At 69.4% G+C, this 10,355-nt stretch carries 11 protein-coding genes; 4 read left to right on the forward strand and 7 right to left on the reverse strand.

All coding sequences use genetic code 11. The features are described from left to right. Both ENN83_RS13805 and ENN83_RS13810 read right to left on the reverse strand, forming a co-directional pair. Nucleotides 1-288, reverse strand: a 288-nt coding sequence (locus ENN83_RS13805; protein WP_287187866.1) for a peptide-methionine (S)-S-oxide reductase, incomplete at its 3' end; no start/stop codon positions are given. A gap of 67 nt (nucleotides 289-355) precedes the next feature. Next, a complete protein-coding gene (locus tag ENN83_RS13810) occupies nucleotides 356-847 on the reverse strand; it encodes a GNAT family N-acetyltransferase (protein ID WP_287187868.1) in 492 nt (163 codons plus the stop codon). Nucleotides 848-919: 72 nt separating this feature from the next. Here ENN83_RS13810 and ENN83_RS13815 point away from each other — a divergent pair, with 72 nt between their 5' ends. From ENN83_RS13815 to ENN83_RS13825, 3 genes are all read left to right on the forward strand, one after another. Next, nucleotides 920-1,456 (forward strand): flavin reductase family protein, encoded by a 537-nt coding sequence (locus ENN83_RS13815; protein WP_287187885.1) that lies wholly within the window; start codon nucleotides 920-922, stop codon nucleotides 1,454-1,456. Then, on the forward strand, nucleotides 1,413-2,285 hold the full coding sequence (locus ENN83_RS13820; protein ID WP_287187870.1) for an S-methyl-5'-thioadenosine phosphorylase: 873 nt from the start codon (nucleotides 1,413-1,415) through the stop codon (nucleotides 2,283-2,285). The genes ENN83_RS13815 and ENN83_RS13820 overlap by 44 nt, the downstream gene beginning before the upstream one ends. Before the next feature lie 129 nt (nucleotides 2,286-2,414). Then, entirely contained in the window at nucleotides 2,415-2,954 is a 540-nt protein-coding gene (locus ENN83_RS13825; RefSeq protein WP_287187872.1) for an adenine phosphoribosyltransferase, read from the forward strand. 159 nt (nucleotides 2,955-3,113) lie between these two features. Here the strand turns inward: ENN83_RS13825 and ENN83_RS13830 are convergent, their stop codons facing one another. From ENN83_RS13830 to ENN83_RS13845, 4 genes are all read right to left on the reverse strand, one after another. Further along, nucleotides 3,114-4,532: an FAD-binding oxidoreductase gene (locus ENN83_RS13830; protein ID WP_287187874.1), complete on the reverse strand. Its 1,419-nt coding sequence runs from the start codon at nucleotides 4,530-4,532 to the stop codon at nucleotides 3,114-3,116. 51 nt (nucleotides 4,533-4,583) lie between these two features. Further along, the gene (locus ENN83_RS13835) at nucleotides 4,584-5,414 is read right to left on the reverse strand and encodes an MBL fold metallo-hydrolase (protein WP_287187875.1); all 831 of its coding nucleotides are present in this window, start codon (nucleotides 5,412-5,414) and stop codon (nucleotides 4,584-4,586) included. A 79-nt stretch (nucleotides 5,415-5,493) separates the two neighbouring features. After that, nucleotides 5,494-5,835 (reverse strand): DUF427 domain-containing protein, encoded by a 342-nt coding sequence (locus ENN83_RS13840; RefSeq protein WP_287187877.1) that lies wholly within the window; start codon nucleotides 5,833-5,835, stop codon nucleotides 5,494-5,496. An 87-nt stretch (nucleotides 5,836-5,922) separates the two neighbouring features. Continuing rightward, nucleotides 5,923-7,728 (reverse strand): aminopeptidase P family protein, encoded by a 1,806-nt coding sequence (locus ENN83_RS13845; protein ID WP_287187879.1) that lies wholly within the window; start codon nucleotides 7,726-7,728, stop codon nucleotides 5,923-5,925. Between the two features lie 150 nt (nucleotides 7,729-7,878). On the opposite strand from ENN83_RS13845, the gene ENN83_RS13850 reads away from it, so the two are divergent. Beyond that, the gene (locus tag ENN83_RS13850; RefSeq protein ID WP_287187882.1) at nucleotides 7,879-8,322 is read left to right on the forward strand and encodes a BLUF domain-containing protein; all 444 of its coding nucleotides are present in this window, start codon (nucleotides 7,879-7,881) and stop codon (nucleotides 8,320-8,322) included. A 6-nt stretch (nucleotides 8,323-8,328) separates the two neighbouring features. Here ENN83_RS13850 and cobT read toward each other — a convergent pair whose 3' ends face one another. Beyond that, nucleotides 8,329-10,203 (reverse strand): cobaltochelatase subunit CobT, encoded by a 1,875-nt coding sequence (gene cobT, locus ENN83_RS13855; protein ID WP_287187883.1) that lies wholly within the window; start codon nucleotides 10,201-10,203, stop codon nucleotides 8,329-8,331. Nucleotides 10,204-10,355: the final 152 nt, after the last annotated feature.

The following is a 10,355-nucleotide window of genomic DNA, read 5'->3' on the forward strand; positions in this document are numbered from 1 at the left end:
ATGGCCGGTCTTGCCGGTGCAGACCTCCTCATAGGTCGGGTTGGGCGTGAAGCCGCCCGCATATCCGGCGGCCGTCATCCACACCCCCGGCAACTGCCAGAACTTGCGCTCGACGCCCCAGAAACAGCCCATTCCGAAGACGGCTTCCTCCATCCCCTCGGGGATCGGTGCCTTCAGCGGGCGGCCAAAGACGAAATGCGTCTCGGCGGTCGGGATCGGATCGGGGCGGCCGGGCCAGGCATCGGCCTCGGCGACCATGTCGGTCTTGCGGCTGGGAAAGGAAAACATGCGGCGAACTCCCTCTTGGCTCGTGGCTCGATATAGACCGCCGCGCCGCGCCGCCCAGATCGCCGCGTCAGCCTTCGGCCGCCCGCGTCACCGGCCCCGCGACCCCCTCCCAGGCACCGGGCACCAGGGCAATCCCCAGCACGCGGTCGGGGTTGGTGGGCGGCGGCATCCCGACACCGTCCAGCCGCGCGAACCCGAACCGTCCGTAATAGGGCGCATCGCCCACCAGCATCACCCGGCCAAACCCCAGCAGCCGCGCGCGTTCCAGCGACTCGCGGATCAAGAGCGCCCCGAGCCCCTCGCCCTGCCGCGTCGGGTGCACCGCCACCGGCCCCAGCAGCAGCGCGGGCGCGCCGCCCACCAGAACCGGCCAGTAGCGGATCGCGGCAGCGAGGATCCCGTCCCCGTCCCGCGCGGTCAGGCACAGGCCCGGGACCGGGTCGACCCCCTCGCGTAGCCGGTAGGACGACAGCGCCGAGCGCCCCGGGGCAAAGCAGAGGTCGTAAAGCGCCTCGACCTCCCACCAATCCTCCGCCGTTTCCTCGGCCAGCCGGATCACCCGCCCCTCCCTGTTTCTGGAAACGGCCCTAGCACGGGGCCAAGACGGGGGCAAACACGCGAAAGGACCGCCATTTTTTACCGCCCCGCCGACGGCCACCCCTTGCTCCACAACCCGTTCAACGCCATCGTCACCCCGCGCCCGATCGGCTGGATCTCGACCCGCGGCACGGACGGGGCCGACAATCTCGCGCCCTGTTCCTTCTTCAACGCGGTCGCCTATGTGCCGCCGCAGGTGATGTTCGCCTCGACCTCGGCCAAGCCCGACTGCGACGGCACCAAGGACAGCGTGGCCAATATCCGCGAGACCGGCGTCTTCTGCGTCAACATCGTGGAAATGGCGATGAGGGACGCGATGAACGCGACCTCGGCCACCTTCGCGCGCATAGTGGACGAGTTCGCCGCGGCGGGCATCGCGAAAGCCGCCTGCGACACCATCGCCTGCGCCCGCATCGCCGCCGCCCCGGTGAATAGCCCGCCCGGCCTGCGGCCACGCACAGGCTTTCCGTCGCGCGCCCCGCCCCCTAAAAGGGGCCGACTCGTGAAACCGGAAAGAGGGACGGAGCATGGAACGGATGATCGCGGTGATCGGCGGCTCGGGCGTCTATGACATCGCGGGGCTGGAGGATGCGCGCTGGCAGGCGGTGGACAGCCCCTGGGGCAAGCCCTCCGACGAGATCCTGACCGGCACGCTGGGCGGTATCCGGATGGCCTTCCTGCCGCGCCACGGGCGGGGCCATGTCCATTCGCCCTCGACCGTGCCCTACCGCGCCAATATCGACGCGCTGAAACGGCTGGGCGCGACCGATGTGGTCTCGGTCTCGGCCTGCGGATCGTTCCGCGAGGAACTGGCGCCGGGCGATTTCGTGGTGGTGGACCAGTTCATCGACCGCACCTTCGCCCGCGAGAAAAGCTTCTTCGGCCAGGGCTGCGTGGCGCATGTCAGCGTCGCCCACCCGACCTGCGGGCGGCTGTCGGCCCATTGCCTTCAGGCCGCCCGCGACGAGGGCATCACCATCCACCAGGGCGGCACCTATCTGGCGATGGAAGGCCCGCAATTCTCGACGCTGGCGGAATCGAAACTCTACCGCGAGAACTGGGGCTGCGACGTGATCGGCATGACCAACATGCCCGAGGCAAAGCTCGCCCGCGAGGCCGAGCTTTGCTATGCCTCGATCGCCATGGTCACGGACTACGATTGCTGGCATCCCGACCACGACGCGGTCGAGGTGGCCGACATCGTCAAGACCCTGATCGGCAACGCCGAAAAGGCCCGCGCCATGGTCACCCGCCTGCCCGGGCTTCTGGGTGCCCACAAGCCCTGCGAAAAGGGCTGCGACACCGCGCTGGAATACGCGCTGATCACCGCGCCCGAGAAACGCGATCCCGCGCTGGTCGCGAAGCTCGACGCGGTCGCCGGGCGCGTGCTGAACCACTAGGCGCATCCCGGCGCGGGGACGAGGTCTGGCCCCGCCCCCGTCCCTGCCCTTGCGGCAAACCGCAATCTTGCACCACCCGCCCCGCCTGGGCGACACCCGGACCAGGCACAGACCGAAAGGGCCCCCGCCATGCCGTCGAACAATTCCGTCAAGGATTACATCCGCACCATCGTCGATTTCCCGCATGAAGGGATCATGTTCCGCGACGTGACCACGCTCTTCGCCGATCCGCGCGGCTTCCGCATGGCGATCGACCAGATGCTGCACCCCTATGCGGGCCAGCAGATCGACAAGGTGGTCGGGCTCGAGGCGCGCGGCTTCATCCTGGGCGGCGCCATCGCGCACCAGCTTTCCAAGGGTTTCGTGCCGGTGCGCAAGAAGGGCAAGCTTCCGGCCGCCACCATCGCCGAGGAATACCAGCTCGAATACGGCTCGGCCGTGGTCGAGATCCACGACGATGCGCTTGTCGCGGGCGACAAGGTGCTGATCGTGGACGACCTGCTGGCCACCGGCGGCACCGCCGAGGCCGGGATCAAGCTCTGCGAACGGCTGGGCGCCCGGATCGTCGGCTGCGCCTTCGTGGTGGACCTGCCCGATCTCGGCGGCCGCCGTCGGCTCGAGTCGATGGGGATCGAGGTTCACGCGCTCTGCGACTTCGCAGGCCACTGAGGCCCGGGCCCCGACCACAGGGCGCGCCCGGTCGCAAGCGCGGGATCCGGGTATTTTTGCCAAGAAGAAACACAAGGCGATCCGAAGGTTTCCGGGCGCGCGCCCTGCTTCGTCTGGCCATAAATATCCATGTCCCGACGCCGCCGCCGGGCGCGCCCGTCAGGCAGGGGCGCGCAGCAGGACGCCGGGATTCATGATCTCCGCCGGGTCCAGCGCGGCCTTGATTGCCCGCATCGCCGCCAGCCGGGCCGGATCGACATAATGTTCCAGGTCCTCGACCTTCAGCCGCCCCACCCCATGCTCGGCGCTGACCGATCCGCCGAGCGCATGCACCAGGTCATGCACGCAGCGCTTGATCGCGGCGCGCTTGTCCTCGTGATCGGCGCGCGTCTCGCCCTTCAGGGGGAAGACGTTGTAATGCAGATTGCCATCGCCCACATGGCCGAAGCAGTTGATCCGGAACCGTCCGATCCGGGCCAGCGCGGGGCCGGCCCGCGCGATGAAGTCGGGGATCGCCGACAGCGGCACCGAGATGTCGTGCGACGAGATCGCGCCGATCCGGCGGTTGGCCAGCGGCAGGCTTTCGCGCACCGCCCAGAACGCCGCCCGCTGGCCCTCGGACTGCGCGATCAGCCCGTCGCTGACCAGCCCCGCCCCGGCCGCCTCGGCGAACAGCCCCTCCAGCGCCGCGCCCGGATCCTGCCCCGCGCCCAGGCCAAGGTCGATCAGCACGCACCATTCGGGCGGATCGGGCCAGGGCAGGCGGATCTCGGGCAGGGTTTCGGCCAGGAAATCGACCCCCTGCCGGTGGATCAGTTCGAAGGCCGAGACCCCCTCGCCGATCCGCCCCTGCGCCAGCGCCAGCAGATCGAGCGCCGCCTGCGGATCGGCCACCGCCAGCAGCGCCGCGCCGGTCCGCGCGGGCCGAGGTGCGAGTTTCAGCGCAGCCGCGGTGATGATGCCCAGCGTCCCCTCGGCCCCGATCAGCAGGTGGCGCAGATCGTAGCCCGTGTTGTCCTTGCGCAGCCTTTTCAGCCCGTGCAGGACCGACCCGTCGGGCAGCACCGCCTCCAGCCCCAGACACAAATCGCGCGCATTGCCATAGCGCAGCACGTTCACCCCGCCCGCATTGGTCGCCAGCACGCCCCCGATCCGCGCCGAGCCTTCCGACGCCAGCGACAGCGGAAAGAGCCGCCCCGCCGCCTCGGCCGCCGCCTGCACCTCTGCCAGGATCGCGCCCGCCTCGGCCACCAGCACATTCTCGGCCGGATAGACCGCGCGGATCGCCCGCATCCGTTCCAGCGTCACGATCACCGGCGCGGGGCCGCTCTCCATCACCTGCCCGCCGACCAGCCCGGTGCCGCCGCCATAGGGCACCACCCCCACCCGTGCCGCGGCGCAGGCGCGCACGATCTCGGCCACCTCCTCGACCGTCCCCGGCGCCAGCAACAGCCCGCCCTGCCCGCGATAGCGCCCGCGCGGTTCCTCCAGATAGGCGGCTGTCAGGTCACGGAAACAGGCCGCGGGCAGGCGGGCGCGCAGTTCGGCGGCGAAGGCGTCGGTGACGGGATTCAGCATGGGCGGTCCTTTCGCCCAAGCTCAAAGCACAGAGCTTGCGCGGCTGGCAAGTCACTCTGGATCGCGCAGCGGCTGCGGGTCCAGCACGATCACCGTGGGCCGGTCGGGCAGCGTGCGCAACGAGATCTCCAGATGTCCCGCCCCTGCGCGCCGGATCGCGAACTCGCCGGACATGCCCGCAAGGAACCGTTCCAGCGACTGCGCCCCGAACCAGTGCATCGGGATCACGACCGAACTGCGCAGCCGTTCCAGCACGCGGATCATCCTCGGCAGATCCAGCGTCAGCCCGCCATCGACCGGCGCCATCACAACGTCCAGCCGGCCGAGCGCGGCATATTGCATCTCGTCGGGCTCGTGATGCAGGTGCCCCAGATGCCCGATGCACAGCCCTGCAACCTCGAAGACGAAGATCGAATTGCCGTTCTCGCGCACCACCGAACGGTCGAAGCCGCGCACATCGGTCGGCACGTTGCGCACCAGCATCTCACCCAGATCGAGGTGATGATCCGCCGCTACGCCATCCCTGGCCCAGCCTTCCAGCACATGGGGGATCGCGGGATCGGGGAAGGCGGTGAAATGGGTCTGATGGGCGTTGTTCATCGTGACCACATCGGGGATCAGCCGGGTCGAGCCCAGAAAGCCCGTGAAATCGGTCGCGACACGCAGCCCGCCCGCCGTCTCGATCAGGAAGGTCGCGTGATCGACGAAACTGATGCGCACACTATGCGGATCGGGCAGCGGCGTGCCGAAACCGGCAAGCTGGACATATTCCAGCGCGGGATCGGCCTCGGCGATGGCGATGCAATGGCTGGGGCGGCGGTCCTGGGCGGCGGCGGGCAGCGCCAGCAGGACGGCAAGCGCGGTCAGGCAGGATCGGATCATCGGCAGGCACCTCCTGGGCGGACAGGATAGCGCGCCGCCGCCAGCTGTTATGGTGCCACGCCGCCGGGCCGGGCCACGATCATAACTGCTCGACCGTCACCTTGTCGGCGTGAAAGGCCAGATGGCCCGCGATCCGCTCGACCCCCGGACCCGGGTTTTCGTAGCACCAGCCCGCATCGGGGATGTCATAGCTCTTGGCATGCAGGGTGTAATAGCTCGCCTGGCCCTTGACCGGACAGGTCGTCCGGCTGTCCGAGCGTTCGAGGAAGGCCATCGCCACATCCTCGCGCGGGAAATAGATCACCGGGGCGCGGTCGCCCTCGACCAGTTCCAGCGCATTGCGGCTTTCGGCAATCACCGCGCCGCCCGCCCGGACCACCCAGGCCCCCTCGGCCCGATGAATCGCCACATGTTCGGCCATGGTTACACTCCCCTCGCTGGTTTCGGCGTCTGACGCGCCGCCGTTCAGTCACACGATCGCGGCGGGAATGTCCAGACAGCGCAAAGGTCAGATCGGCAGGGTGGCCGCCGCCAGCCAGTCGCGCGCGGGCTGCGAGAGCTCGGGGCCGACCAGATCGGCAACGCGCGCGTGATAGGCATTCAGCCAGTCGCGCTCCCCGTCATTCAGCATCGCCGCGACGATCAGGCGCCGGTCGATGGGCACGAAGGTCAGCGTCTCGAAGCACAGCATCTCTCGGTTGTCGCCGCCGTCCGGCACCGGCGCGGGCTGCACCACGATCAGGTTCTCGATGCGGATGCCGAACGCGCCCTCGCGGTAATAGCCCGGCTCGTTCGACAGGATCATCCCCGGTTCCAGCGCCACATGCGACAGCCGCGAGATCCGCTGCGGCCCCTCATGGACCGACAGATAGGCACCGACGCCGTGGCCCGTGCCATGGTCGTAATCCTGCCCCGCCAGCCACAGCGGATAGCGCGCCAGCGCATCCAGATCGCGCCCCGCGACCCCCTTGGGAAAGCGCGCGCGGGAAATCGCGATCATGCCTTTGAGCACCCGGGTAAAGGGCGCGCGCGCCGCCTCGGGCGCCGCCCCCACCGCCACCGTGCGGGTGATGTCGGTGGTGCCGTCCAGATATTGCCCGCCCGAATCCACCAGCAGCACCTCGCCCGGAACCACGCGCCGGTTCGTCGCCTCGCTGACCCGGTAATGCACGATGGCCCCGTTCGGCCCCGCCCCCGCGATGGTGTCGAAGCTGATATCGCAAAGCTTGCCGGTCGCCCGCCGGAACCCCTCCAGCCGCTTGACCACGTCGATCTCGGTCAGCTCGCCCCCCGGCGCCTCGGCATCGAGCCAGGCCAGGAACTCGACCATGGCCGCCGCATCGCGCAGATGCGCCGCCCGCGCGCCCACCAGTTCCGCCACGCTCTTGCGCGCCTTGGGCAGGATGCAAGGATCCTCCCCCCGCGCGACCTCGATCCCCGCCTCCTGCAACTGGCGCAGCACCCAGAGCGGCGCGCTGGCGGGGTCGATGCGCACCGGGCCCACAAGGCTGCGCAGCCCCGGGCCAAAGGCGGTAACGGGGCGCAGGGTGACATCGGGGCCAAGATGGCGGCGCAGCTCGTCCGAAACCTTGGCCGCATCGGCGAAAAGCGTCACGCGCGCATCGTCATGCAGCACCGCAAAGGCGTGCGGCACCGGGTTGCGCGGCACATCCGCCCCCCGCACGTTCAACAGCCAGGCAATGGAATCGGGCAGGCTCAGCACCGCCGCCGCCTGCCCGGCCTTGCGCAGGGTCTCGGCCAGGCGCGCGCGCTTCCCGGCATGGCTCGCCCCCGCCAGCGCCTCGGGATAGGCCGAGATCGCGCCCTGCGGTGGGGCGGGCTGGTCGGACCAGAGGCGGTCGATCGGGTTCTCGACCTCGCGCAGCGAAATCGCGGTATCCCGCAATGCCTCGCTCAGCTTTTCCACCTGTTCGGGTGTGTGCAGCCAGGGGTCGAAGCCCAGGACGCCGCCCCGTGGCAGCGCCGCGCGCAACCAGTCCGCAAGCTGCGTCTCGGGCCAGTCGACCGGCGTGAAATGGTCCGGATCCACCTGGCTCCTGACCTGCACCCGGTAGCGGCCATCCACGAACACCCCCGCGCGGTCCATCAGCACGCAGGCAAAGCCCGCGGACCCGGTGAAGCCCGTCAGCCAGGCCAGCCGCTCGTCGCGCGGGGCGACATATTCGCCCTGATGGGCATCCGCCCGCGGCACAAGGAACCCGGCCAGCCCCGCCCGGGCCATCTCGGCGCGCAAGGCGGCAAGGCGCGGGGGGCCATCCTGCGGCGATGTGGGGCTTTCGAAGCTCTGGAACATGGCGGGCCTTGCGCGGAAAGGCGCCCCGCAAGGCGCCGTCAGCGCCAGACTAGCAGCCCGCGCATCGACGGCAAGCCATGTGCATGCGCATTCACCGATGCGTAGGCCGATCCGGCTATCGACAGGAAACCGTTTGGCCGGAGCTCGAGCATGAGCGCAGACCTGTTCTTCCTGCTCTGTCGCAGCACCGCCCGCAGACCGCTGGACAGGGCAACAACCGTCACCGACATCCTTGCCGCGAGCCCGCACAACAATCCCGGGGACGGCGTGACCGGCTTTCTGCATGTCGACCGGGGATGTTTCCTGCAATATCTGGAGGGGCCGCGCGCGCCGTTGCTGCGAACCGCCGCGCGCATCAACGAGGACCTGCGCCACACCGATTTCCGGATTCTGGCCGAAGGCACGATCGACGAACGGTTCTTGCCCGACCGGGACATGGGCCAGATCGCCAGCAAGAACCTCCCGACCGACGGGCTCCTCGCCGAACGCACCTGGCTCCGCCCCGACCCGGATATCGACCCGCTGCCGCTGATCCTGGCTTTCGCGCTCCATGCGAATCGACAGGGCGGGCTGGAGATCTCGGAAACCGCGTGATCCGGGCTAGACCGCCTTGCGGATCCCGATCATCCGCGCCCGCCCGCGCGGGTCCTTGTCGAACAGCGCGGCCAGTTGCTCGGTCATCGCGCCGGCCAGTTGCTCGACATCGGTGATCGTCACCGCGCGCTGGTAATAGCGGGTGACGTCATGGCCGATGCCGATGGCGATCAGTTCCACCGCCTTGCGCCGCTCGACCATCGCGATCACGTCGCGCAGGTGCTTTTCCAGGTAGTTCGCGGAATTCACCGACAGCGTGGAATCGTCCACCGGCGCCCCGTCCGAGATCACCATCAGGATCCTGCGCGTCTCGGGCCGGGCCATCATCCGCCGATGTGCCCATTCCAGCGCCTCGCCGTCGATATTCTCCTTCAGCAAGCCTTCCTTCATCATCAGCCCAAGGTTCTGGCGTGCCCGCCGCCAGGGCGCATCCGCCCCCTTGAAGATGATGTGGCGCAGATCGTTCAGCCGCCCCGGCGCCATCGGCCGCCCCTCGGCCAGCCATTTCTCGCGGCACTGCCCGCCCTTCCACGCCCGCGTGGTGAAACCCAGGATTTCCACCTTGACATCGCAGCGTTCCAGCGTCCGCGCCAGAACATCGGCACAGATCGCGGCAATGGAAATCGGCCGCCCGCGCATGGACCCCGAATTGTCCAGCAGCAGCGTCACCACCGTGTCGCGGAACTCGGTATCCCTCTCGACCTTGAAGCTCAGCGGCGTGGTCGGGTTCGCCACCACGCGGGCCAGCCGCCCGGCATCCAGGATCCCTTCCTCGCAATCGAATTCCCAGGACCGGCTCTGCTGCGCCTGCAAGCGGCGTTGCAGCTTGTTGGCCAGCCGCCCCACCGCCCCCTTCAGCGGGTCGAGCTGCTGGTCCAGACAGGCGCGCAGCCGCTCCAGCTCGACGGGTTCGGCCAGGTCCTCGGCCTTCACCTCCTCGTCGAAGACGGACGTGAAGACCCTGTAATCGGGATCGGCCTCGGAATGCGGCGCCGCCGGCGGCGGCTCGTGCGGCGCCTCGCCCTCGGGCAGTTCGGCTTCCTCGCCCATGTCCATGTCGGCCATGTCGTCCGGGCTGACACGGGCCTGGGCGGCATCCTGCAACTCGTCCTGCGACCGTTCGGAACTGGCGTCGGCCTCGTCGCTCTCCTCGCCCTGCTCCTCGCCATGTTCCTCGGGCGCGTCCTCGTCGGTCTCGGCGCCCTCGTCCTCGGCCTCGTCCTGCTCGGCATCCGGATCGTCGCCCAGCTGGTCGCCATACCCCAGATCCGAGATCACCTGCCGGGCGAAGCGGGCAAAACCCGCCTGATCGGCCAGCACCTCCTCCAGCCGCTCCAGCGTGCCGCCCGCCTGCTCCTCGATGAAGCCGCGCCACAGCGCCATCGCATTGTCCGCCCCCCGGGGCAGCGGCCGCCCGGTCGCCAGATGGCGCAGCATGTAGCCCGCCGCCACCGACAAGGGCACCTCGCCCGCCTCGCGCGCCCGGGCATAGCCGCGCTTGGCGGCCTCGGCGGCGATCACCGCGTCGATATTCCCCGCCGTGCCGGGCATCGCGCGCGCGCCCACCGCCTCGCAGCGAGCGGTCTCCAGCGCCTCGTAAAGATCGCGCGCCATCTGGCCCTGGGGGCGATAGCGCGCATGCAGGCCCGCATCGTGAAACCGGTGGCGCAGCGCAAGGCCGTCCGCCGTGCCGCGCGCGATCAGAACCTCGTCGCGCGTCATCCGCCGGCTGACCTGCGGCAGGCGCACCGCATCCACCATCAGCCCCGGCGGATCGACCGAATAGGACACGCCCAGATCGGCATCGTCGGCCAGCACGCGCGTGGCCTCGGCCAGCGCCTTCTTGAACGGATCGGCGGGGTTGTCAGATGGCTTGCTCATCCCGTCACGGCGCCGCGCGCGCCCTCACTCTTCTTCTGGCCTCAAATATCCCCGCCGGAGGCACGCGCCCGCAAGGGCGCGTCCACCTACCCGACGGCGACGCTCGCCGCACTTTCGGGCAGTTCCTCGTCGAACAGCCGCTGGTAGAACTC

It is taken from the genome of Rhodovulum sp., assembly GCF_011048875.1.
Classification (GTDB): Bacteria; Pseudomonadota; Alphaproteobacteria; order Rhodobacterales; family Rhodobacteraceae; genus Rhodovulum; species Rhodovulum tesquicola.

Bases quoted from the DNA above. Each gene is read 5' to 3' on its own strand.
- ENN83_RS13820 (WP_287187870.1), top strand. From the start codon at position 1,413: ATGGAACGGATGATCGCGGTGATCGGCGGCTCGGGCGTCTATGACATC.
- ENN83_RS13825 (WP_287187872.1), top strand. From the start codon at position 2,415: ATGCCGTCGAACAATTCCGTCAAGGATTACATCCGCACCATCGTCGAT.
- ENN83_RS13830 (WP_287187874.1), bottom strand. From the start codon at position 4,532: ATGCTGAATCCCGTCACCGACGCCTTCGCCGCCGAACTGCGCGCCCGC.
- ENN83_RS13835 (WP_287187875.1), bottom strand. From the start codon at position 5,414: ATGATCCGATCCTGCCTGACCGCGCTTGCCGTCCTGCTGGCGCTGCCC.
- ENN83_RS13840 (WP_287187877.1), bottom strand. From the start codon at position 5,835: ATGGCCGAACATGTGGCGATTCATCGGGCCGAGGGGGCCTGGGTGGTC.
- ENN83_RS13845 (WP_287187879.1), bottom strand. From the start codon at position 7,728: ATGTTCCAGAGCTTCGAAAGCCCCACATCGCCGCAGGATGGCCCCCCG.
- ENN83_RS13850 (WP_287187882.1), top strand. From the start codon at position 7,879: ATGAGCGCAGACCTGTTCTTCCTGCTCTGTCGCAGCACCGCCCGCAGA.
- cobT (WP_287187883.1), bottom strand. From the start codon at position 10,203: ATGAGCAAGCCATCTGACAACCCCGCCGATCCGTTCAAGAAGGCGCTG.